This is a genomic window from Pseudomonas oryziphila (assembly GCF_003940825.1).
GTDB lineage: Bacteria > Pseudomonadota > Gammaproteobacteria > Pseudomonadales > Pseudomonadaceae > Aquipseudomonas > Aquipseudomonas sichuanensis.
On sequence record NZ_CP034338.1, the window covers coordinates 3,812,708 to 3,836,176 of the forward strand.

General features: G+C 63.1%; 23 protein-coding genes. 13 read left to right on the forward strand and 10 right to left on the reverse strand.

Translation table 11 applies throughout. From position 1 onward, the window contains the following. The 5 genes from serS to ftsK are packed head-to-tail and all read right to left on the reverse strand — an operon-like array spanning window position 1 to window position 6,124. The gene (gene serS / locus EJA05_RS17915) at window positions 1–1,281 is read right to left on the reverse strand and encodes a serine--tRNA ligase (RefSeq protein WP_125859271.1); all 1,281 of its coding nucleotides are present in this window, start codon (window positions 1,279–1,281) and stop codon (window positions 1–3) included. 30 nt (window positions 1,282–1,311) lie between these two features. After that, on the reverse strand, window positions 1,312–1,686 hold the full coding sequence (crcB, locus tag EJA05_RS17920) for a fluoride efflux transporter CrcB (protein WP_110993205.1): 375 nt from the start codon (window positions 1,684–1,686) through the stop codon (window positions 1,312–1,314). Continuing rightward, a complete protein-coding gene (locus EJA05_RS17925) occupies window positions 1,683–3,008 on the reverse strand; it encodes a replication-associated recombination protein A (RefSeq protein ID WP_125464653.1) in 1,326 nt (441 codons plus the stop codon). The genes crcB and EJA05_RS17925 overlap by 4 nt, the downstream gene beginning before the upstream one ends. 12 nt (window positions 3,009–3,020) lie before the next feature. Continuing rightward, window positions 3,021–3,644, reverse strand: a complete 624-nt coding sequence (gene lolA, locus EJA05_RS17930) for an outer membrane lipoprotein chaperone LolA (protein ID WP_125859272.1) — start codon at window positions 3,642–3,644, stop codon at window positions 3,021–3,023. A gap of 59 nt (window positions 3,645–3,703) precedes the next feature. Beyond that, on the reverse strand, window positions 3,704–6,124 hold the full coding sequence (gene ftsK, locus EJA05_RS17935; protein ID WP_125859273.1) for a DNA translocase FtsK: 2,421 nt from the start codon (window positions 6,122–6,124) through the stop codon (window positions 3,704–3,706). A 432-nt stretch (window positions 6,125–6,556) separates the two neighbouring features. Between ftsK and aat the strand changes: the two genes are divergently transcribed. The 3 genes from aat to infA all read left to right on the forward strand — a co-directional run bounded on the left by aat (window position 6,557) and on the right by infA (window position 8,324). Continuing rightward, complete coding sequence (gene aat, locus EJA05_RS17940; RefSeq protein ID WP_125859274.1) at window positions 6,557–7,237, forward strand: leucyl/phenylalanyl-tRNA--protein transferase; 681 nt, start codon at window positions 6,557–6,559, stop codon at window positions 7,235–7,237. A gap of 57 nt (window positions 7,238–7,294) precedes the next feature. Continuing rightward, on the forward strand, window positions 7,295–8,002 hold the full coding sequence (locus EJA05_RS17945; protein ID WP_125464656.1) for an arginyltransferase: 708 nt from the start codon (window positions 7,295–7,297) through the stop codon (window positions 8,000–8,002). A 103-nt stretch (window positions 8,003–8,105) separates the two neighbouring features. Next, on the forward strand, window positions 8,106–8,324 hold the full coding sequence (gene infA, locus EJA05_RS17950) for a translation initiation factor IF-1 (protein WP_002553999.1): 219 nt from the start codon (window positions 8,106–8,108) through the stop codon (window positions 8,322–8,324). A gap of 130 nt (window positions 8,325–8,454) precedes the next feature. Here the strand turns inward: infA and clpA are convergent, their stop codons facing one another. Next, complete coding sequence (gene clpA, locus EJA05_RS17955; RefSeq protein ID WP_125464657.1) at window positions 8,455–10,725, reverse strand: ATP-dependent Clp protease ATP-binding subunit ClpA; 2,271 nt, start codon at window positions 10,723–10,725, stop codon at window positions 8,455–8,457. A 30-nt stretch (window positions 10,726–10,755) separates the two neighbouring features. After that, window positions 10,756–11,130, reverse strand: a complete 375-nt coding sequence (clpS, locus tag EJA05_RS17960) for an ATP-dependent Clp protease adapter ClpS (RefSeq protein ID WP_028692390.1) — start codon at window positions 11,128–11,130, stop codon at window positions 10,756–10,758. Between the two features lie 230 nt (window positions 11,131–11,360). On the opposite strand from clpS, the gene cspD reads away from it, so the two are divergent. Continuing rightward, a complete protein-coding gene (gene cspD / locus EJA05_RS17965; protein ID WP_125859275.1) occupies window positions 11,361–11,624 on the forward strand; it encodes a cold shock domain-containing protein CspD in 264 nt (87 codons plus the stop codon). Between the two features lie 73 nt (window positions 11,625–11,697). Here cspD and icd read toward each other — a convergent pair whose 3' ends face one another. Next, window positions 11,698–12,954, reverse strand: coding sequence for an NADP-dependent isocitrate dehydrogenase (gene icd, locus EJA05_RS17970; RefSeq protein WP_125859276.1), 1,257 nt, complete (start codon window positions 12,952–12,954; stop codon window positions 11,698–11,700). Between the two features lie 482 nt (window positions 12,955–13,436). On the opposite strand from icd, the gene EJA05_RS17975 reads away from it, so the two are divergent. From EJA05_RS17975 to EJA05_RS18015, 9 genes are all read left to right on the forward strand, one after another. Beyond that, window positions 13,437–15,662, forward strand: coding sequence for an NADP-dependent isocitrate dehydrogenase (locus EJA05_RS17975; RefSeq protein WP_125859277.1), 2,226 nt, complete (start codon window positions 13,437–13,439; stop codon window positions 15,660–15,662). Between the two features lie 160 nt (window positions 15,663–15,822). Beyond that, window positions 15,823–16,263: an NUDIX hydrolase gene (locus EJA05_RS17980; protein ID WP_125464661.1), complete on the forward strand. Its 441-nt coding sequence runs from the start codon at window positions 15,823–15,825 to the stop codon at window positions 16,261–16,263. 58 nt (window positions 16,264–16,321) lie between these two features. Then, window positions 16,322–17,446, forward strand: coding sequence for a tRNA 2-thiouridine(34) synthase MnmA (mnmA, locus tag EJA05_RS17985; protein ID WP_125859278.1), 1,125 nt, complete (start codon window positions 16,322–16,324; stop codon window positions 17,444–17,446). Beyond that, a complete protein-coding gene (gene hflD, locus EJA05_RS17990) occupies window positions 17,443–18,063 on the forward strand; it encodes a high frequency lysogenization protein HflD (RefSeq protein WP_125859279.1) in 621 nt (206 codons plus the stop codon). The genes mnmA and hflD overlap by 4 nt, the downstream gene beginning before the upstream one ends. Window positions 18,064–18,205: 142 nt before the next feature. Continuing rightward, entirely contained in the window at window positions 18,206–19,576 is a 1,371-nt protein-coding gene (gene purB / locus EJA05_RS17995) for an adenylosuccinate lyase (protein ID WP_125859280.1), read from the forward strand. Window positions 19,577–19,657: 81 nt separating this feature from the next. After that, the gene (locus EJA05_RS18000) at window positions 19,658–20,824 is read left to right on the forward strand and encodes a ribosomal protein uL16 3-hydroxylase (RefSeq protein WP_125859281.1); all 1,167 of its coding nucleotides are present in this window, start codon (window positions 19,658–19,660) and stop codon (window positions 20,822–20,824) included. After that, window positions 20,817–21,242 (forward strand): GNAT family N-acetyltransferase, encoded by a 426-nt coding sequence (locus tag EJA05_RS18005; protein ID WP_125464665.1) that lies wholly within the window; start codon window positions 20,817–20,819, stop codon window positions 21,240–21,242. Before EJA05_RS18000 ends, EJA05_RS18005 begins: the two co-directional genes overlap by 8 nt. A gap of 131 nt (window positions 21,243–21,373) precedes the next feature. Continuing rightward, entirely contained in the window at window positions 21,374–21,616 is a 243-nt protein-coding gene (locus tag EJA05_RS18010; RefSeq protein WP_125464666.1) for a DUF1654 domain-containing protein, read from the forward strand. 6 nt (window positions 21,617–21,622) lie between these two features. Next, on the forward strand, window positions 21,623–22,315 hold the full coding sequence (locus EJA05_RS18015) for an endonuclease (protein WP_125859282.1): 693 nt from the start codon (window positions 21,623–21,625) through the stop codon (window positions 22,313–22,315). 6 nt (window positions 22,316–22,321) lie between these two features. Here EJA05_RS18015 and EJA05_RS18020 read toward each other — a convergent pair whose 3' ends face one another. Continuing rightward, window positions 22,322–22,747, reverse strand: a complete 426-nt coding sequence (locus EJA05_RS18020; protein WP_125859283.1) for a GTP pyrophosphokinase — start codon at window positions 22,745–22,747, stop codon at window positions 22,322–22,324. Between the two features lie 115 nt (window positions 22,748–22,862). After that, complete coding sequence (locus EJA05_RS18025) at window positions 22,863–23,432, reverse strand: SPOR domain-containing protein (RefSeq protein WP_125464669.1); 570 nt, start codon at window positions 23,430–23,432, stop codon at window positions 22,863–22,865. Window positions 23,433–23,469: the final 37 nt, after the last annotated feature.

Genomic DNA, 23,469 nt, shown 5'->3' on the forward strand with positions numbered 1-23,469 from the left:
TCAGCGAATGACCTCGACGCCACCCATGTACGGCTTGAGCACCTCCGGTACACGGATCGAGCCGTCGGCCTGCTGGTAGTTCTCCAGCACTGCCACCAGGGTACGGCCTACTGCCAGGCCGGAACCGTTGAGGGTGTGCACCAGCTCCGGCTTGCCGGTTTCCGGGTTGCGCCAGCGCGCCTGCATGCGGCGGGCCTGGAAGTCACCGCAGTTGGAGCAGGAGCTGATTTCACGGTACTTGTCCTGGCTCGGGACCCACACTTCCAGGTCGTAGGTTTTCACCGCGCCGAAGCCCATGTCGCCGGTGCACAGCGCCAGCACGCGATACGGCAGCTCCAGCAGCTGCAGCACGCGCTCGGCGTTGGCGGTCAGGCCTTCCAGGGCTTCCATGGATTTTGCAGGCTCCACCACCTGGACCATCTCGACCTTGTCGAACTGGTGCTGGCGGATCATGCCGCGGGTGTCACGGCCCGACGCGCCGGCCTCGCTGCGGAAGCATGGGGTGTGGGCAACCAGCTTGAGCGGCAGCTGCTTGGCGTCGAGGATCTGGTCGGCCACCAGGTTGGTCAGCGACACTTCGGCAGTCGGGATCAGGTAGAAATCGGCCTCGCCTTCGCGGCTGATCTTGAACAGGTCTTCCTCGAACTTCGGCAGCTGGCCGGTGCCCTGCAGGGCCGGGGCCTGGACCAGGTACGGGGTGTAGTGCTCTTGGTAGCCATGCTCGCCGGTGTGCAGGTTGATCATGAACTGCGCCAGGGCGCGGTGCAGGCGGGCGATCGGGCCACGCAGCACGGCGAAGCGGGCACCGGACAGCTTGGCCGCCGCCTCGAAGTCCAGGCCACCGCTGACTTCGCCCAGGGCCACATGGTCCTTGATCTCGAAGTCGAAGGCCTGCGGCGTGCCCCAGCGGCGCACTTCGACGTTGTCGTCTTCGCTGGCACCGACCGGTACGCTGGCGTCCGGCAGGTTGGGGATGGTCAGCAGGATGCCGTCGAGCTCCGCCTGGATGCCGTCCAGCTCGACCTTGCCGGCGGCCAGCTCGTTGGCCATGCGCTCGACGTCTGCCATCAACGGGGCGATGTCTTCACCCTTGGCCTTGGCCTGGCCGATGGACTTGGAGCGAGCGTTACGCTCGGCCTGCAGTTGCTCGGTACGGGTCTGCACCGCCTTGCGGCGCTCTTCCAGCGATTCGATGCGCGCGACATCCAGGCTGAAGCCACGGGAGGCCAGGCGGTCCGCCACTTCCTGAAGTTGGCCGCGTAACAGTTTGGAATCGAGCATATCGTTCTCTCGTTATAGGTAGGTGTTGGTTCAGAATCGGGTAAGGGTGAGGCCGGCCCAAGTCGCAAGCAGCCCGCCCACCACACTAATACCGGTATAGCCCAAGGCCAGTGGAACCTGCCCGCTTTCGAGCAGGCGCACGGTATCCAGGGAAAAGGAAGAAAAGGTGGTCAGGCCACCGAGAAAACCGACGATCAGCCCAGCGCGCAGCTCCACCGGCACCATGGGTTTGTGCAGGAACAGGCCGTACAGCAGGCCGATCAGCAGGCAGCCCACCAGGTTGACAGCCAGCGTACCGAGGTAGAAATGCTTCGGCCAGTTGGCAGCGACCCAGTTGGAGGTGGCAAAACGCAGCAGGGTGCCAGCGATGCCGCCGGCACTGACGGCGGCGATGAGTGCGATCACGGTTTTCTCCGTTGGCGGGGGCTGGTACGGTCGAGCTCGGCCAGGTGACGCAGCTTTTCGCCGATCTTAAGCTCCAGCCCACGTGGCACCGGCTGGTAGTACTGGCGCGGTTCCAGTTGTTCGGGGAAATAGTCCTCACCGGCGGCATAGGCATCCGGCTCGTCGTGGGCGTAGCGGTATTCCTCGCCGTAGCCGAGCTGCTTCATCAGCTTGGTCGGGGCATTGCGCAGGTGCAGCGGCACTTCCAGCGAACCGTGCTCGGCCGCTTCGCGCATGGCCGCCTTGAAGCCCACGTACACCGCATTGCTTTTCGGTGCGCAGGCGATGTAGGTGATGGCCTGGGCCACCGCCAGCTCGCCTTCCGGGCTGCCCAGGCGTTCCTGCACGTCCCAGGCCGCCAGGCACAGGCTCAGGGCACGCGGGTCGGCGTTGCCGATGTCTTCACTGGCCATGCGCACCACGCGCCGGGCGATGTACAGCGGGTCGCAGCCGCCGTCGAGCATGCGCGCGTACCAGTACAGCGCGCCATCGGGGTTGGAGCCACGCACCGACTTGTGCAGCGCCGAGATCTGGTCGTAGAACGCCTCGCCGCCCTTGTCGAAACGTCGACGGCTGTCGCCGAGCAGGCTTTGCAGCAGCTCGACGCCAATTTCACCGCCATCGTCGGCCAAATCCGAGGCGTTCTCGAGGAAGTTGAGCATGCGCCGGCCATCGCCATCGGCGGCGGCCATGAGCATCTTGAAGGCCTCGTCGCCAACCCGCAGGTTGCGCTTGCCCAGGCCGCGCTCCTCGCTCAGCGCACGGTCGACCAGTTTGCGCAGCGCCGCTTCGTCCAGGCTCTTGAGCACATACACCCGCGCCCGCGACAACAAAGCGTTGTTCAGTTCGAACGAGGGGTTCTCGGTAGTGGCACCGATGAAGATCAGCGTGCCGTCCTCCACATAGGGCAGGAAAGCGTCCTGTTGCGACTTGTTGAAGCGGTGCACCTCGTCGACGAACAGGATGGTGCGCCGGCCGTACTGGCCGGCCTGCTGCTTGGCCACCTCGACCGCCTGGCGAATCTCCTTCACCCCGGCCAGCACCGCCGAGACCGTTTCGAAGTGCGCATCGCAGAACTGCGCCAGCAGCCGCGCCAGGGTGGTCTTGCCCACCCCGGGCGGCCCCCAGAAGATCATCGAATGCAGCGCACCCTGCTCCAGCGCCTCGCGCAGCGGCTTGCCGCGCGCCAGCAGATGCTCCTGGCCAACGTACTCGTCCAGATTGGACGGGCGCAGCCGGGCGGCCAGGGGCTGGGCGACGGGTTCGCTTCGAAACAGGTCCATCACGGGCTCCGCTTACTCCTTGATGACGTCCGCGCCTTTGGGGATGTCGAACTTGAAGGTGCTGTCCGGCACCGCCTGGTTGGCCTTGACGCCATTGAACAGGATATTGGTGCGCTGGCCGACACTGTCGGTCAGTTGCATGTCGTTGATCAGGCCCTTGCGGAACGAAACGAGCAGCGAATCGAACAAGGTGTCCTTGGTCTTGGGCTTGAGGGTGAAGTTCATGACTTCGCCCTGCTCCTTGGAGGTGATGTCGAAGCTCTGGCTGATCTTCGACACGTCACCGGACAGCAGCAGCGCCGGGGTCTGGTTCAGACGCACGTCGAGCTTCTTGATGGTGGCCTGCTCCAGGTCCGGGTCCCACAGGGTGACGTTCTTGCCGTCGGACACCACCACCTGCTCTTGCGGTGCATTGGTGTGCCAGTAGAACAGGCCCGGGCGCTTGACGGTCATCTTGCCGGAGGTTTCCTGCAGGTTGGCACCATCGGCGGCAAGGGTCAGCTGGGAAAAGTTGGCTTCAATGGTCTGCGACTTCTCCAGCAACTGGGTCAGGCGCTGCACATCCTGCTCGCCGGCATGGGCCGACAGAGTGCCCGCAGCCAGGGCAGAAACCAACAGCATGCGAATCGCGCGCATGGAAATCCTCGTAGAACAGTGGGTGGGCCGGGCACTTCGTGTGCCCGGCAGGGTGATCTTCAATCGCGTGGGCCGCCCGGGGCAATCACTTCCCGCGAGCCGTTGCTGTTCATGGGGGTGACCACACCGGCCATCTCCATCGACTCGATCATCCGCGCGGCGCGGTTGTAACCGATCTTCAGCTTGCGCTGAACCGCGGAAATCGATGCCCGGCGGCTTTCCAGCACGAACTGCACGGCTTCGTCGTAGAGGGCGTCGGCTTCCGGGTCGTCACCGTCGCCACCGCCGCCGCCACCGCCGTCGAAGCCGCTGCCGGCCTCCTCGACGCCATTGAGGATGTCGTCGTTGTAGTCCGGCGCACCGCGCAGTTTCCACGCCTCGACCGTGCGATGCACCTCGTCGTCGGAAACGAACGCGCCATGCACACGGATCGGCAGGCTGGTGCCCGGCGGCATGTACAGCATGTCACCGTGGCCCAGCAGCTGCTCGGCGCCACCCTGGTCGATGATGGTCCGCGAGTCGATCTTGCTCGACACCTGGAACGCCATGCGGGTCGGGATGTTGGCCTTGATCAGGCCGGTGATCACGTCCACCGATGGGCGCTGGGTGGCCAGGATCAGGTGGATACCGGCGGCACGGGCCTTCTGGGCGATACGGGCGATCAGTTCTTCAACCTTCTTGCCGACGATCATCATCATGTCGGCGAATTCGTCGACCACCACCACGATGGTCGGCAGGGTCTTCAGCGTCGGCGGTTCGTCATCCATGCTCTCGCGACGGTACAGCGGGTCGTGGATGACCTCGCCGGCCTCTTGCGCGTCCTTGATCTTGCGGTTGAAGCCGGCCAGGTTACGCACACCCATGGCCGCCATCAGCTTGTAGCGCCGCTCCATCTCGGCAACGCTCCAGCGCAGGGCGTTGGCGGCGTCCTTCATGTCGGTGACCACCGGGCACAGCAGATGCGGGATGCCTTCGTAGATCGACAGTTCGAGCATTTTCGGGTCGATCATGATCAATCGCGCGTCTTCCGGGCCCGACTTGAACAGGATCGACAGGATCATGGCGTTCACACCCACCGACTTACCGGAGCCGGTGGTACCGGCCACCAGCAGGTGGGGCATCTTCGCCAGATCGGTGATCACCGGCTTGCCGCCGATATCGTGGCCCAGGGCCAGAGTGACCGGCGACTTGTTCTCGTCGAACTGCGGCGACGACAGCACTTCGGAGAAACGCACCATCTGGCGGTTCTCGTTGGGGATCTCGATACCCACGGTGGTCTTGCCGGGGATCACTTCGACCACCCGCACGCTGGTCACGGCCAGCGAACGCGCCAGGTCCTTGGCCAGGTTGGCGATGCGGCTGACTTTCACGCCCGCGGCGGGCTGGATTTCGTAACGGGTAATCACCGGGCCCGGGTGGATCGAATCGACAGAGACTTCGACGCCGAACTCTTTCAGTTTGATTTCCAGCAAGTGGCCGACACCAGCCAGGGACTCCGGCGAGTACTCGATCTTCTTCTGCTCGGCCGGGTCGAGGATGGAAATCGAAGGCAGCGTGCCTTCCACGGCGCTGTCGACGAACAGCGGCGCCTGCTTCTCCTTCATCACCCGCTTGCTCGGCTCGGGCGCTTTGACCTGTGGTGGCGGCATGTTGATCACCGGGGCCGGCTGCTGTTCGCGCTGGGCCACATGCTTGGTCAGGGCGTCGTCGCGCTCGATGATGCGCTCACGGGCCTTGATCTGCTCGCGCTTGTCCGGCACTACCGGGGCAACCACTTCATCGACCTGCTCGTCCACTTCACGCAACTGCGCCACCAGGCGCTTGCGCTCGTTGCGCGCCTCCCACCAGCGGTTGGCGGCACCTTGCACCAGCTCGAACAGGTCGAGGGTAATCTTGCCGGTGACGTCCATCACCTTGAACCACGACAGGTCGGTGAACACGGTCAGGCCGAACAGGAACAGCGCAATGAACATCAGCGTGCTGCCCTGCACGTTGAGCAGGTTGCGCGCCAGATCCCCAAGGCTTTCGCCCAAGGCTCCGCCGGCGGAGAACGGCAGGCTCTCCGAAGGGTGGAAGTGGATATGCGCCAGCGCCGCGCCCGACAGCACCAGGAACACCAGGCCGATCAACCGCCAGGAAAACAGCCAGCCACTCCACTGCCAGGGCTGGTGACGCTCGCGGAAGATCTGCCAGGTTTTGATCGCCAGCAGCAGCGGGAAAATGTAGGCGAAGTAGCCGAGCACCATGAACAGGATGTCGGCGAAGTAGGCACCGGCACGGCCAGCGGCGTTCACCACCTGGTCGGCGTTGCTGGTGTGGCTGAAGCCAGGGTCGGAGGTGTCGTAGGTGAGCAGCGCCATCCACAGGTACAGGCACAGGGCACCGACGGCGATCAACGCACCTTCCTTGAGGCGGTAATGCAGCTGTTGCCGCCACAGGGGCACAGGCAAGGGGGCTGGAGTTGCGGTGGATTTCTTCAAAACGCGTCTATTCCTGCGCGAATAGTGATTGGCCGGTGACTGGCCAACAAATCACTACTTTTAACATTACTGCCCGCCAGCCGCCATGGCGGCACGCCGTTTCGGGCGTGAACGGGGGCTACTTTCATTTGCTTGCAATTTGAGCATGCATTTTCTTTTGTGACAAAGGCTTATGCTGTGTTTTTGCACAGGTGTGACAACAAAGACGCCGGATGGTGCCAAGCAACCGAAATATAGGCCATCTGACCAGACGCATTCGCGGGTGAACCCGCTCCCACATGTATTGCGCTCCTGCAAGAAGACAGTTGCCCCCACAGACGACTCATAGCCTGTGGGAGCGGGTTTACCCGCGAAGCAGCCCCCGCCAATTGACCCTGCCAAGCTCACACGCCATGCTTGTCACCCTCCCCTCTCCCGCCGTTCAGGACGACGATGCTCACCTGGCTGACCCGCGACTCGCTGACCTTCCCGCCCCTGGAAAAAGCCTTGCACGACCCCAACGGCCTGCTGGCCGCTGGCGGCGACCTCACCCCAGAGCGTTTGGTCGCAGCCTATCGCCACGGCTGCTTCCCCTGGTACCAGGATGGCCAGCCAATCCTCTGGTGGGCGCCCGATCCACGCACCGTGCTGTTCCCTGACGAACTGCACGTTTCGCGCTCGCTGGCCAAGCTGATCCGCCAAGGCCGCTACCAGGTCAGCTTTGACACCGACTTTGCTGCCGTAATTGCCGCCTGCGCCGCGCCACGCGATTACGCAGACGGCACCTGGATCACCGACAACATGCGAGCCGCCTACTGCGAACTGCACCGACGCGGCATCGCCCACTCGGTGGAGGTACGCCAGGACGGCGAGCTGGTGGGCGGCCTCTACGGGCTGGCCATGGGCCGGCTGTTCTTTGGTGAATCGATGTTCAGCCGTGCCGACAACGCGTCGAAAGTGGGCTTTGTGGCCCTGGTCGAGCACTTGCGCGAGGCCGGTTTCGTCCTGATCGACTGCCAGATGCCGACCAACCACCTGCATAGCCTGGGCGCCCGCGCCATCAGCCGGGCGAACTTCGCCGAACATCTGGCCAGGCACCTCGATGCCCCCAATCATGCCACCTGGGTTCGCTAGGCGAGTTCCCGGAGCTGGCTTACACTTAGAAACAACGTCTCACCGAAGGGGTTGATCATGACAGAGCTGGCGCGGTTGAAGTTCTATGCCACTCAACCCCACTCCTGCAGCTACCTGCCGGACGAACAGGCCACCACGCTGTTTCTCGACCCGAGCCAGCCGATGGACGTGCACGTGTACGCCGACCTGTCGGAAATGGGCTTTCGGCGCAGCGGCGACCATCTCTATCGCCCGCATTGCCAGCACTGCAATGCCTGCGTACCGGCGCGCATTCCCGCTGCGCGCTTCATCCCCAATCGCCAGCAACGGCGCATCCTCAAGCGCAACGCCGACCTGACCGTCACGGCCGCACGCCCGGCGTTCAAGGAAGAGTATTTCGACCTCTACCGGCGCTACATCGAGCAGCGCCACGCCGATGGCGACATGTACCCGCCAAGCCGCGACCAGTTCGCCACCTTCCTGGTGCGCGACCTGCCGTTCTGCTGGTTCTACGAGTTCCGCCTCGATGGCCGCCTGCTGGCCATCGCGGTCTGCGACCTGCTGCCCAACGGCCTGTCGGCGGTGTACACCTTCTACGAGCCCGAGGAAGAACGTCGCAGCCTAGGCCGCTATGCCATTCTCTGGCAGATCGGCGAAGCCCTGCGGCAAAACCTCGATGCCGTCTACCTTGGCTACTGGATCAAGAACTGCAAGAAAATGAACTACAAGACCCAGTACCGCCCCATCGAACTGCTGATCAACCAGCGCTGGGTCAGCCTCAACTGAAAGCATTGGCTTGAAACACAATTTTCGGGCATAATCCACGCCACTTTTTTTGCCCGGTGCAGTTACGCGTCGGGCCAACTCTGGACACCGAGGGCTTTACTGCATGTCGAAAGAAGACAGCTTCGAAATGGAAGGCACTGTCGTCGACACCCTGCCCAACACCATGTTCCGCGTGGAGTTGGAAAACGGGCACGTCGTTACCGCGCATATCTCTGGCAAGATGCGCAAGAACTACATCCGTATTCTCACTGGCGACAAGGTCCGCGTCGAACTGACGCCGTACGACCTGAGCAAGGGCCGCATCACCTACCGTGCGCGCTAAGCTCCAGCCATAAAAAAGCCCGGCCATGTGCCGGGCTTTTTTATGGGCCGTGAAAAGCATCGCGGGGCAAGCCCACTCCCACGCTCGGTATTGAACCAAGTGTGGGAGCGGGCTTGCCCCGCGATGACGTTTACGCCACCTCTGCCGTGGTCTCGTAATCGAACACCAACTCACCGTCGCGCAGATCGATGTGCACCACACCGCCATGCTCGGCCAGCTCGCCAAACAGGATCTCTTCGGCCAGCGGCCGCTTGATCTTGTCCTGGATCAGCCGCGCCATAGGCCGTGCACCCATCTGCACGTCGTAGCCCGAGGCCGCCAGCCAACCGCGCGCGGCATCGGTGACTTCCAGCAGCACGCGCTTGTCCTCGAGCTGCGCCTGCAACTCGATGAGGAACTTGTCGACGATGCTCTTGATGGTCTCGTGGGAGAGACGACCAAACTGGATGATGGTGTCCAGGCGGTTGCGGAACTCCGGCGTGAAGCTCTTGCGGATGACCTCCATCGCGTCGGACGAGTGATCCTGGTGGGTGAAGCCGATCGAGGCCCGCGCGGCGGTTTCGGCGCCAGCGTTGGTGGTCATGATCAGGATCACGTTGCGGAAGTCGGCCTTGCGCCCGTTGTTGTCGGTCAGGGTGCCGTGGTCCATCACCTGCAGTAGCAGGTTGAAGACTTCCGGGTGAGCCTTCTCGATTTCGTCGAGCAGCAGCACACAGTGCGGTTGCTTGGTGATCGCCTCGGTCAGCAGGCCACCCTGGTCGAAACCGACGTAGCCGGGCGGCGCACCGATCAGGCGCGACACGGTATGCCGCTCCATATACTCGGACATGTCGAAGCGCACCAGCTCTACACCCAGCGCCTTGGCCAGCTGGCGGGCGGCTTCGGTCTTGCCCACGCCAGTGGGGCCGGCAAACAGGAACGAGCCGACTGGCTTGTCCGGTGCTTTCAGGCCCGCTCGCGACAGCTTGATCGCGGTGGCCAGCGAATCAATGGCCGGATCCTGACCAAATACGGTCAGCTTCAGGTCGCGCTCCAGATTGCGCAGCAGCTCTTTGTCGGAACTGGTGACGTGCTTCGGCGGAATCCGCGCGATCTTGGCAACGATGTCCTCGACCTGCGGCACCTCGATACGCTTGACCCGGCTGGCTTCCGGCTGCAGGCGCTGGTAGGCACCCGCCTCGTCGATCACGTCGATGGCCTTGTCCGGCATGTGCCGGTCATTGATGTAGCGCGAAGCCAGCTCTGCAGCTGCACGCAGTGCCTCATCACTGTACTCGATGTTGTGATGGCTCTCGAAACGCCCCTTCAAGCCGCGCAGGATGCCAACCGTGTCTTCCACCGAAGGCTCGGTGACATCGACCTTCTGGAAACGCCGCGCCAGGGCGCGGTCCTTCTCGAAGATGCCACGAAACTCCTGGAAGGTGGTCGAGCCGATGCAGCGGATATCTCCCGACGACAGCAATGGCTTGAGCAGGTTGGAGGCATCCATCACCCCGCCGGAAGCTGCACCGGCACCGATGATGGTGTGGATCTCGTCAATGAACAGAATGGCCTGCGGACGTTTTTTCAGCTCGCCGAGCAGCGCCTTGAAGCGCTTTTCGAAGTCGCCGCGGTACTTGGTACCGGCCAGCAGCGCACCCAGGTCGAGCGAATAGACCACGCTCTGGGCCAGCAGGTCGGGCACCTGGCCATCGACGATGCGCTTGGCCAGGCCTTCGGCGATGGCGGTCTTGCCCACCCCGGCCTCGCCGACCAGCAGCGGGTTGTTCTTGCGGCGACGAGCGAGGATCTGCGCAACGCGCTCGACCTCCTGCTCGCGCCCCACCAGCGGATCGATACGCCCGGCACGGGCCAGTTCGTTCAGGTTGCTGGCATAGGCGTCCAGCGGATTACTGGACGACGAGGTTTCGCCACCCTCCTCGTCCTGCATGTCCTGGTCGTTGTCGGTGTGCGAGCCATGGCCCGGCACCTTGCTGATGCCATGGGCGATATAGTTGACCACATCGATGCGCGCCACGCTCTGTTGCTTGAGCAGGAACACCGCCTGGCTTTCCTGTTCGCTGAAGATCGCCACCAGCACGTTGGCGCCGGTCACTTCACGTTTACCGGAACTTTGCACATGGAACACGGCGCGCTGCAGCACCCGCTGGAAGCCCAGCGTCGGTTGCGTTTCACGGTCCTCGTCATGCACGGGGATCAGCGGCGTGGTCGAATCGATGAACTCCTGCAGGTCATGCTTGAGCTTGTCGAGATTGGCGCCACAGGCGCGCAGAACGGTCGCGGCAGCCTCATTGTCAAGGAGTGCCAGCAGCAGATGTTCGACGGTCATGAACTCATGACGCTTCGAACGAGCCTCCTTGAAGGCCAGATTGAGGGTGACTTCGAGCTCGCGGTTTAACATAGCTTCACCTCATACCCAAGTGGTCGGCGATTAACCGTCCTTCTCGATTTCACAGAGTAGCGGATGCTGGCTTTCCCTGGCGTATTGGTTGACCTGCATGGCCTTTGTTTCGGCGATGTCCCGGGTAAACAATCCGCACACTGCCCGCCCTTCGGTATGGACGGTCAGCATGATCTTGGTCGCCAGCTCGCGGTTCAGATTGAAGAACGTCTCGAGCACTTCGACGACGAAATCCATCGGTGTGTAGTCATCATTGAACAAAACCACCTTGTACATCGGTGGCGCCTGCAGGATAGGTTTGGCCTCCTGCACCGCAAGGCCGGCACCGTCATCCTCATGCCCGTCCTCATGGGACTGCGGGCGGTCCTGATTGAATGTTAGTCGAATCTCACTGGGTACATGCATGGAAAGAATTTCATCATGATCGACAGGTTAAGGTTGTGAGTTGACCGCGCAGGCCCCTGTCGGCGCGGGCGCCGGCTGACCTTGACTATCGGCAAAACGGTGTTACAACCAATAAGAACCCACCGTGGTCGATAAAGATCCGCGCAGTCAACCAGATTTTTCGCAAGGTTCGTATGCGGATGACGTGGATGATACTCCAGTGATGGAGTCCTTTGCAGAGGGACATAGGGATGGCAAGCGGTAAAGTCAAGTGGTTCAACAATGCCAAGGGCTACGGATTCATCAATGAGGACGGCAAGACCGATGATCTGTTCGCCCATTACTCCGCCATTCAGATGGATGGGTACAAGACACTCAAGGCCGGGCAAACCGTATCCTTCGACATCATCCAGGGCCCCAAGGGCCTGCATGCGGTGAACATAGCCAACGCCACCGCCAGCAGTGCAGGCACCAGCACAGGCAATGCTGCCCCGGCCGTCCCGCTCCAAGCCTGACCCCTGCTTACTGCCGGTATACGAAAAAACCGGCCGCTTCTTTATAACGAGGCGGCCGATTTTTTTGCCCGCCTTACATGTGCTTGATCATTGCCTCGCCAAAACCGGAGCTGCCGACCAGCGTCGCACCGTCCATCAGGCGCTCGAAGTCATAGGTCACCGTCTTAGCCGCAATCGCCCCGTTAGTGCCCTTGATGATCAGGTCGGCGGCCTCGGTCCAGCCCATGTGCCGCAGCATCATTTCGGCAGACAGGATCACCGATCCCGGATTGACCTGGTCCTTGCCTGCGTACTTGGGCGCGGTGCCATGGGTAGCCTCGAACATGGCCACGGTATCCGACAGGTTGGCCCCCGGCGCAATGCCGATGCCGCCCACCTCCGCCGCCAGCGCGTCAGACAGGTAGTCACCATTGAGGTTGAGCGTGGCGATCACGTCGTATTCGGCCGGGCGCAGCAGGATCTGCTGGAGCATGGCATCGGCGATGGCGTCCTTGACGATCACTTCACGACCGGTCTTGGGGTTCTTGAACTTCATCCACGGGCCGCCGTCCAGCAGTTCGGCGCCGAACTCGTCACGGGCCACTTCATAACCCCAATCCTTGAACGCACCTTCGGTGAACTTCATGATGTTGCCCTTGTGCACCAGGGTCAGCGACTTGCGATCGTTGTCCACCACATACTGCAGGGCCTTGCGCACCAGGCGCTTGGTGCCCTCCCTGGAAACCGGCTTGACGCCGATACCGCAATCCTGATCGAAACGGATCTTGGTAACGCCCATTTCCTCCTTGAGGAACTTGATCACCTTGTTCGCTTCGGGCGAGCCGGCCTTCCACTCGATACCGGCGTAGATGTCCTCGGAGTTCTCGCGGAAGATCACCATGTCGACGTCACCCGGCTTCTTCACAGGGCTGGGCACACCCTGGAACCACACGACAGGCCGCAGGCACACGTAGAGGTCGAGCTGCTGACGCAACGCCACGTTGAGCGAGCGAATACCACCACCGACCGGCGTGGTCAGCGGCCCCTTGATCGACACTACATAGTCTTTCACCGCATCCAGGGTTTCCTGGGGCAGCCAGGTGTCCTGGTCATACACTTGCGTGGCCTTCTCGCCGGCATACACCTCCATCCAGGCGATCTTGCGCTTGCCGCCGTAGGCCTTGTGCACGGCTGCGTCCACCACCTTGATCATCACCGGCGAAACGTCCACGCCGATACCGTCGCCTTCGATGTAGGGGATGATGGGGTTGTCGGGAACATTGAGCGAATGGTCTGCATTGACGGTGATCTTGCTGCCGTCAGTCGGAACCTTGATTTTCTGGTATCCCATGCTGCACTACTCCGCTTTTCGCTGGTGTGATTGAAAAACGCGCGATGCACTGAGCCTAAACCAGGATTGCCGAGCTGCAAGCTGCAAGTTTCAAGCGGCAAGAGACGAGCTGTTCTTGCAGCTTGCAGCTGACAGCTCGAAGCTGCCGCCCTGCGGCATTGCGCCACATTGCCCCTACGTCTTTGGTCTTATAAATGGCGCGATCGCACTTGACCTTGCTGAATCGACCAAAGGGTTTGATATACTGCGCCGCGACCGCAGGGTCATCGGGGCGAATCCCAGGAAAATGCGGACCGCCCTTGGCCATGAATGGCCACGAAGCCTGGGCTGTTACCGCACCCCAGCACTTGACGCTCGACTGATGCATCCACCATCACCGCTCGCAGCCTCTCGACTTTCCGCTCATGGCGATGCCAGGGCGAAGCGCCTACCCTGCGCACCTCGAGACTCGAGTACGCTCAGCACATAGAGAGTTAACCCGCATGCCCACCCGTTCCAAGATCATCTACACCTTCACCGACGAAGCCCCCGCCCTCGCCACCTATTCGCTGCTGCCGATCGTCGAAGCGTTCACCGCTTGCGCCGACATCGCCGTCGAAACCCGCGACATCTCCCTGGCCGGCCGCATCCTCGCGGCATTCCCGGAGCAACTGGGCGCCCAGAAGCAGGTAGCCGATCACCTGGCGGAACTGGGCCAGCTGGCCACCACCCCTGAAGCCAACATCATCAAGCTGCCGAACATCTCCGCTTCGGTTCCGCAGCTCAAGGCCGCCATCAAGGAACTGCAAGCCAAGGGCTTCAACATTCCTGACTACGCCGACGAGCCGGCCAGCGCCGAAGAGAAAGAATCCCGCGCCCGCTACGACCGCATCAAAGGTTCGGCTGTGAACCCGGTACTGCGCGAAGGCAACTCCGACCGCCGCGCGCCGCTGTCGGTCAAGAACTACGCCCGCAAGCACCCGCACAAGATGGGCGCCTGGGCCGCCGACTCCAAGTCGCACGTTGCCCACATGACCCAGGGCGACTTCTACGGCAGCGAGAAAGCCGCACTGATCGAAGCTGACGACAGCCTGCGCATCGAGCTGGTCGGCAAAGACGGCAGCACCACCGTCCTGAAAGAAAAGACCGCGGTCAAGGCCGCCGAAGTCATCGACTGCGCCACCATGAGCCGCAAAGCGCTCAAGGCCTTCATCGCCGAGCAGATCGCCGATGCCAAAGCCTCCGGCGTGCTGCTGTCGGTGCACCTGAAAGCCACCATGATGAAGGTCTCCGACCCGATCATGTTCGGCGTGATCGTCGAAGAGTTCTACGGCGACGTGCTCAACAAGCACGCCGCAGCCCTGGCCGAAGTGGGCTTCAACGCCAACAACGGTATCGGCGACCTGTACGCCCGCATCAAGGACCTGCCAGCTGACAAGCAGGCCGAGATCGAAGCCGACATCCAGGCCCTGTACGCCGTTCGCCCGGCCCTGGCCATGGTCAACTCGGACAAAGGCATCACCAACCTGCACGTACCAAGCGACGTCATCGTCGACGCCTCGATGCCAGCGATGATCCGCGACTCGGGCAAGATGTGGAACACCGCCGGCGAGCTGCAAGACGCCAAGGCCGTGATCCCGGACCGCTGCTACGCCGGCATCTACCAGGCCACCATCGAAGACTGCAAGGTCAACGGCGCCTTCGATCCGACCACCATGGGCAGCGTACCGAACGTTGGCCTGATGGCGCAGAAAGCCGAAGAATACGGCTCCCACGACAAGACCTTCCAGATCAAGGCCGACGGCGTCGTGCGCGTGGTCGACGGCAAGGGCCAGGTCGTTCTGCAGCAGGAAGTCGAAGCCGGTGACATCTTCCGCATGTGCCAGACCAAAGACGCGCCGATCCAGGACTGGGTCAAGCTGGCCGTCAACCGCGCCCGCCTGAGCAACACCCCGGCAGTGTTCTGGCTGGACCCGGCCCGTGCCCACGACGGCGTGATGATCGAGAAGGTGCAGAAGTACCTGAAGGATCACGACACCACTGGCCTGGACATCCGCGTCCTGGCCCCGGTCGACGCCATCAAGTTCTCCCTGGCCCGCATCCGCGAAGGCAAGGACACCATCTCGGTGACCGGCAACGTGCTGCGCGACTACCTGACCGACCTGTTCCCGATCATGGAGCTGGGCACCAGCGCCAAGATGCTGTCGATCGTCCCGCTGATGAACGGCGGTGGCCTGTTCGAAACCGGCGCCGGCGGTTCGGCACCGAAGCACGTGCAGCAGCTGGTCGAAGAGAACTTCCTGCGTTGGGATTCGCTGGGTGAGTTCCTGGCCCTGGCCGCCTCGCTCGAGCACCTGGGCGACACCTACGCCAACCCGCGCGCCAAGGTCCTGGCCAACACCCTGGACCAGGCCACCGGCAAGTTCCTCGACACCAACAAGTCGCCTTCGCGCAAGGTCGGCGGTATCGACAACCGTGGCAGCCACTTCTACCTGACCCTGTACTGGGCGCAAGCCCTGGCCGCCCAGAGCGACGACGCTGCCCTGCAGGCGCGCTTCGCCCCACTGGCAAAAACCCTGGCCGAGAACGAAGCGACCATCGTCGCCGAGCTCAACGCCGTTCAGGGCAAGCCGGCCGACATTGGTGGCTACTACGCCCCGGATGCCGAGCTGACCGCCAAGGTGATGCGCCCAAGCCAGACCCTGAACAGCGCCATTGCCGCCCTGTAAGGCTCGCTTGACGTAACAGCACAAACCCCGGCCACGCACCGGGGTTTGTGCTTTTTCAGCCACAAGTTTCAAGCTGCAAGCCACCAGTCAAAGCAGTCCGCGTACCGCTTCGACTGGTGGCTTGCAGCTTGAAACTTGTCACTTAGGGAGAGAATCGACCGTGTCCTGGCAACCCCACATCACCGTCGCCACCATCGTCGAGCACGACGGCAAGTTCCTCTTCGTCGAGGAGTTCAAGGCCGGCCAGCACGTCTTCAACCAACCCGCCGGCCATCTCGAAGCCAACGAGACCCTGCCCCAGGCTGCCCTGCGCGAAACCCTGGAAGAAACCGCCTGGGAAGTCGAGCTCACCGGCGTGGTCGGCATCTACCTCTATACCGCACCGAGCAATGGCGTCACCTACCAGCGCATCTGCTTCGCCGCCCGGCCTGTGCGCCACCACGAAGACCTCGCCCTGGACACTGACATCGTCCGCGCCGTGTGGCTGACCCGCGACGAGTTGCTGGCCGACCCCGCCCGCTGGCGCAGCGAGCTGGTGCCGCGCTGCCTCGACGACTACCTCGCAGGCCCGCTGCACAGTCTCGAACTGCTCCGCGACTGACGCCACGCCGCGGGTTTGATAGAATCCGCGCTTTTCCCCCTGATACACACCGGTAGCCATGACCAGCCCAGCACTCAAAGACCCCGCCAAGACCCGCGTCATCGTCGGCATGTCCGGCGGCGTGGACTCTTCCGTTTCCGCCCTCCTGCTCATCGAGCAGGGCTACCAGGTGGAAGGTCTGTTCATGAAGAACTGGGAAGAGGACGACGGCACCGAATACTGCACCGCCCGCGAAGACCTGGCCGACGCCCAGGCCGTGTGCGACCGCATCGGCATCAAGCTGCACACCGCCAACTTCGCCGCCGAGTACTGGGACCACGTGTTCGAGCACTTCCTCGAAGAATACAAGGCCGGCCGCACGCCCAACCCGGACATCCTCTGCAACCGCGAAATCAAGTTCAAGGCGTTCCTCGACTACGCCCTGTCGCTGGGCGCCGACCTGATCGCCACCGGCCACTACGTGCGCCGCCGCGACACCGGCACGATCACCGAACTGCTCAAGGGCCTGGACCCGAACAAGGACCAGAGCTACTTCCTGCACGCCGTCGGCGGCAAGGAAATCGCCCGCACGCTGTTCCCGGTCGGCGAACTGGAAAAACCCGAAGTGCGCGCCATTGCCGAGAAACACGGCCTGGCCACGGCCAAGAAGAAGGACTCCACCGGCATCTGCTTTATCGGCGAGCGCCGCTTCAGCGACTTCCTCAAGCAGTACCTGCCGGCCCAGCCCGGCGAAATCCAGACCACCGACGGTGAAGTGATCGGCCGCCATCACGGCCTGATGTACCACACCATCGGCCAGCGCCAGGGCCTGGGCATCGGCGGCCTCAAGGATGCCGGCGACGAGCCATGGTACGTGCTGCACAAGGACCTGACCCGCAACGTACTGGTGGTCGGCCAGGGTAACGAGCACCCGTGGCTGTTCTCCCGTGCCCTGCTGGCCTCGGAAATCTTCTGGGTCAACCCCATCGACCTGAGCAGCCCGCGCCGCCTCACCGCCAAGGTGCGCTACCGCCAGGGTGACCAGCACTGCACCCTCGAGCAGAGCGAAAACGGCTACCGCGCCGTGTTCGACGAGCCGCAACGCGCCGTCACCCCCGGCCAGTCGGTGGTGTTCTACGACGGTGAAGTGTGCCTGGGCGGCGGCGTGATCGAAATCGCCGAGCCGTGGAGCCCGCGCGCATGAGCAACCTGCAGGAGCAATTGATCGCCCTGGGCGGCGTGTTCCAGGCCGCCGTGCTGGTGGACCGCATCGCCCGCACCGGCCAGGCCAGCGAAGCCACGCTGGGCTGCATGCTCGGCAGCCTGCTGGTGCGCGACCCCAAGGACACCCTGGAAGTGTTTGGCGGCGACGACCTCAACCTGCGCGACGGCTACCGCGCGCTGGTCGGCGCCCTGGAGCGCGACCCCAGCAGCCTGCAGCGCGAACCGCTGCGCTATGCGCTGTCGATGCTCGGCCTGGAACGCCAACTGGCCAAGCGTGGCGACCTGCTCGACACCATCGGCAACCGCCTGCCGCAGATCCAGTCCCAGGCCGAGCATTTCGGCCTGGTTCACGATAACGTCATCGCTTCCAGCGGAGCCTTGTACCAGGACACCCTGAGCACCCTGCGCCAGCGCATCCAGGTGCACGGCGACATGCGCTTCCTGCAGCAAGCCAACAACGCCTCGAAGATTCGCGCCCTGCTGCTGGCCGGCATCCGCGCCGCGCGCCTGTGGCGCCAGCTGGGCGGGCACCGCTGGCAGTTGGTGTTCAGCCGACGCAAATTGCTCAACGAGCTGTACGGCATGATGCAGGGATAAGCTGCAAGCTCTAAGCTTCAAGCGGCAAGTAAAGGCGATACAGCGTACTGCTTCTACTTGCCGCTTGTAGCTTGCAACTCGCCACTGCTTTTTTCATGTATGATATGCGCCCCCCAAAAGCCTGACTGTCCGAGAACACCCCATGCAGCTCTCTTCGCTCACTGCGGTTTCCCCTGTAGACGGCCGTTACGCCGGCAAAACCCAGGCCTTGCGCCCCATCTTCAGCGAATTCGGCCTGATCCGTTTCCGCGCCCTGGTCGAAGTGCGCTGGCTCCAGCGCCTGGCCGCCCATCCGCAAATCGGCGAAGTGCCGGCGTTCTCCGCCGAAGCCAACGCCGTGCTGGACAGCCTGGCCACTGATTTCAAGCTCGAGCACGCCGAACGCGTCAAGGAAATCGAGCGCACCACCAACCACGACGTCAAGGCCATCGAGTACCTGCTCAAGGAGCAGGCCGCTCAACTGCCTGAGCTGGCCAAGGTCAGCGAGTTCATCCACTTCGCCTGCACCAGCGAGGACATCAACAACCTGTCCCACGCCCTGATGCTGCGCGCTGGCCGTGATGAAGTGCTGCTGCCACTGATGCGTCAGATCGCCGAAGCGATCCGCACCCTGGCCCACACCCACGCTGCCGTGCCGATGCTGTCGCGCACCCACGGCCAGCCGGCTTCGCCGACCACCCTGGGCAAAGAGCTGGCCAACGTCGTCTACCGCCTGGAGCGCCAGATCGCCCAGGTAGCCGCCGTGCCGCTGCTGGGCAAGATCAACGGCGCCGTGGGCAACTACAACGCCCACCTGTCGGCCTACTCGCAGATCGACTGGGAGCAGAACGCCCGCGCCTTCATCGAAGACGAGCTGGGCCTGGTGTTCAACCCCTACACCACCCAGATCGAACCGCATGACTACATCGCCGAGCTGTTCGACGCCATCGCCCGTTTCAACACCATCCTCATCGACTTCGACCGCGACGTCTGGGGCTACATCTCGCTGGGCTACTTCAAGCAGAAGACCGTCGCCGGCGAAATCGGCTCCTCGACCATGCCGCACAAGGTCAACCCGATCGACTTCGAAAACTCCGAAGGCAACCTGGGTATCGCCAACGCACTGTTCCAGCACCTGGCCAGCAAGCTGCCGATCTCGCGCTGGCAGCGTGACCTGACCGACTCCACCGTGCTGCGCAACCTGGGCGTGGGCTTCGCCCACAGCGTCATCGCCTACGAAGCCAGCCTCAAGGGCATCGGCAAGCTGGAAGTCAACGAAGCCCGCATCGCCGCCGACCTGGACGCCTGCTGGGAAGTCCTCGCCGAGCCGATCCAGACCGTGATGCGCCGCTTCAACATCGAGAACCCCTACGAGAAGCTCAAAGAGCTGACCCGTGGCAAGGGCATCACTCCTGAAGCGCTGCTGACCTTCATCGACGGCCTGGACATGCCGGCCGACGCCAAGGCCGAGCTCAAGCTGCTCACGCCTGCGACCTACATCGGTAACGCCGTGGCCCAGGCCAAACGCGTCTAAGCTGACCGTCGCGTTCAACGCCCGGCCTGGCCGGGCGTTTTTATTCCCGTACAAAAATTACGTTTTATCAATAGGTTGAACATGAATTCTGATACTCCACTGCAACTGCTGGGCGGCCTTACGGCCCGTGAATTCCTGCGCGACTACTGGCAGAAGAAGCCCCTGCTGGTGCGTCAGGCCTTCCCAGACTTCATCAGCCCGATCGACGCCGACGAACTGGCCGGCCTGGCCCTGGAAGAAGAAGTCGAGTCGCGCCTGGTGCTCGAGCACGGCGAGCGCCCGTGGGAGCTGCGCCGCGGCCCGTTCGCCGAAGACTCCTTCAGCGACCTGCCCGAGCGCGACTGGACCCTGCTGGTCCAGGCCGTGGACCAGTTCGTGCCGGAAGTGGCCGAGCTGCTGGAAAACTTCCGCTTCCTGCCCAGCTGGCGTATCGATGACGTGATGATCAGCTACGCCGCCCCCGGTGGCAGCGTCGGCCCGCACTTCGACAACTACGACGTGTTCCTGCTGCAAGGCGACGGCAAGCGCAACTGGAAAGTCGGCCAGATGTGCAACAGCGACAGCCCGCTGATCGACCACGCCGACCTGCGCATCCTCGCTGACTTCGAACAGAGCGACGAGTGGACCCTGGAGCCAGGCGACATGCTCTACCTGCCACCGCGCCTGGCCCACTACGGCGTAGCCGAAGACGAATGCCTGACCTACTCGGTAGGCTTCCGCGCGCCGAGCGCCGCCGAAGTGCTGACCCACTTCACCGACTTCCTCGGCCAGTTCCTGCCCGAAGAAGAGCGCTACAGCGACGCCGACGCCCAACCGGTCAGCGACCCGCACGAGATCCAGCACGACGCCCTCGACCGCCTCAAGGCCCTGATCGACAAGCACATGTCCGACAAGGACCTGCTGCTGACCTGGTTCGGCCAGTTCATGACCGAGCCGCGCTACCCTGAGCAGGTTGCCGGTGAAGAACTGAGCGAGCAGGACCTGGTCAACTACCTCGAACAGGGCGCCGTGCTGATCCGCAACCCAAGCGCGCGCATGGCCTGGTCCGAGCTCAACGACGACCTGATGCTGTTCGCCAGCGGCCGTAGTTGCCCACTGCCGGCCAAACTGCGCGAACTGCTCAAGCTGGTGTGCGCCGCCGATGCCCTGCACATCGACAACCTTGGCCAGTGGCTGCAGGACGAAGACGGCCTGATGCTGATTCAGCAACTGGTCATGCAAGGCAGCCTGGGGTTCGCCGATGAATAAGATCAGCGTTCGCCTGGCCGACTGGCACAAAGACAACGCCGACATCCACCGCATCCGCAGCGCCGTGTTCATCGCTGAACAGCACGTGCCGCCAGAGCTCGAGTTCGACGCCGAAGACCCTACGGCCGTGCATTTCCTGGCCATGGAAGGCGAATACCCGATCGGCACCGCGCGCCTATTGCCCGACGGCACCATTGGCCGGGTGTCGGTGCTCAAGGACTGGCGCGGCCTACACGTGGGCGATGCGCTGATGCATGCGGTCATCAGCGAGGCGCAGAACCGCGACCTCAAGCAGCAGATGCTCAGCGCCCAGGTGCACGCCACCCCCTTCTACGAGCGCCTGGGATTTCGCGTGGTCAGCGAGGAGTTCCTCGAGGCCGGTATCCCGCACGTCGACATGGTGCGTGATTCGCGCTGAACCGCCTGAGTAACGCCTGGGGCCGCCTTGCGGCCCCAACCCCCTCGATCACGGCTTTCTTCCTGCCTGTTATTGCGAAATGGCCTACAGTGAAATACTGTATGCACATACAGCAAAACAAGGAACAGCCCGTGGCCAGCACCTCCGCAGCAACGCCAAGCAGTTATGAACAACTGGGTCAGCGCATCCAGAAGATCATCAACAGCCCAATCGCCCAGCGCAGCCGCGCCGCCTTGATCTTCCGCCTCGAACAGGAAACGCCCGAAGACTGGGACACCCTGCTCGCAGAAATCGCCGAGAACGACAACGTCACCCTCGCCCACCGCGATGACGGCGGCGTGCAGATCTTCTGGACCGTACCGCAGGAAGACTGACCGCCCATGAGAGTTCTGCTTTACACGGCCACCTGCCTGCTACTGACCACCCCGCTTGCCCACGCCGACGCCCCGCGCACCTTCCAGGAAGCCAAACAGGTCGCCTGGCGCCTGTATGCGCCGCAATCCACCGAGTTCTACTGCGGCTGCAAATACAACGGCAACAAGGTCGACCTGGCGTCCTGTGGCTACGCGCCGCGCAAGAACGCCCAACGCGCCGCGCGCATCGAATGGGAGCATATCGTTCCGGCCTGGCAGATCGGCCACCAGCGCCAGTGCTGGCAGAGCGGCGGGCGCAAGAACTGCGCGCGCAATGATGTGGCCTACCAGCGCGCCGAAGCCGACCTGCACAACCTGGTACCCAGCATTGGTGAAGTGAACGGCGACCGCAGCAACTACAGCTTCGGCTGGCTGCCAGTGCAGCATGGCCAGTACGGCAGCTGCCTGACCCAGGTCGACTTCAAGGCGAAAAAAGTCATGCCGCGCCCGTCGATCCGCGGGATGATCGCGCGCACTTACTTCTACATGAGCCAGCAGTACGACCTGCGCCTGTCGAAACAGGATCGCCAGCTGTTCGAGGCGTGGAACAAGACCTACCCGCCGCAGGCGTGGGAACAGCAGCGCAACCAGCGGGTTGCGTGCGTGATGGGCCATGGCAACGCATTCGTCGGGCCGGTCAACCTCAAGGCCTGTGGCTGACGGCGCTCAGCCCAGTGTTTGCAGGTAGGCGCTGGCCTGCTGATAGCGGATCAGACGGGCGAGATCCGCCGGGCCCGGGCAGGCGATGCGCGACAGGTCGCTGTTGTCGGCCAGGTCGGCCAGCTTCACTTCGCGGGCCAACGGGTCGACGCCCAGGCGGATGACGAAGGCTTCGTAGCTTTCGCCTTCGCGCCGACTCAGGGCCAGCAGCGCAGCGAGTATCTTCAGCGGGAAGCCTTCGCGGGCAAGGTCGGAGAGGGTGAACGGGGTGTCTTCCAGCACATCGTGCAGCACCGCGACGATCCGCTGCTCGGGCGTGGTCACCCGCGCCATCACCCGCAGCGGATGGAGGATATAGGCCGCCCCACCCTTGTCGTACTGCCCTTCATGGGCCTTTATGGCCAGCGCGATGGCACGTTCCAGCGTTGCCATGTGGCTCTCCTGCTCAGCGTTCGCCCCCTCAGCATAGCCGGTAAAAATGTCCTTCGACATCAAGGCCCTGCCAAGGGTAAGCCACACGCAACATGACAGCTTCTTGACGCTCCTGTCAGCGCTCGACACCGTGCTGGATGACCACCGAGTCGGTCCCAAGCTTGGCCATTACCTCTGCCTTGCGCGCATCGGCCTCGGCCTTGCTCGGGTACGGCCCGATCAACACCACCGGCTTGCCCTCGCGGTATTCGACCCAGGACGGGATGCCCTTCTCGATCAGGCGCGCGGTCATGTCGGTCAGGGCGCCCATGTTCGGCCCTTGGATCACTTCCACATCCCAGCCTTCCGGCGCCGGCTGGTCAGCCAGGGCCTCGGCGCGGCGCTGCAGCTCGGCGCCACCGCAGACTTCGCGGATGCGCAGGTCGTTGCCGGTTTCATCGATGATGATCTGGTACTGGCCGTCGCGCTTGATCGCCACGTAGCTGCGATACGCCTCGTACTGCCCGGCATCGTCCTTGCCACGCACTTGGCCGCAGATGGAGCCCTGGGTGTCGAAGCGCACATTGGCGAACTTGGCCGTCTTGGGGTTTTTCAGGTGCTCAGCCACCTGGTTGTGTACCCCTTCGACCTCGTTGTTACAGCCCGCCAGGGCCAACACCGCCATTACCACAGCCAGTTTGCGCACGCGTGTACCTCCAGATTCGAAGGGGCGGATTCTAGCA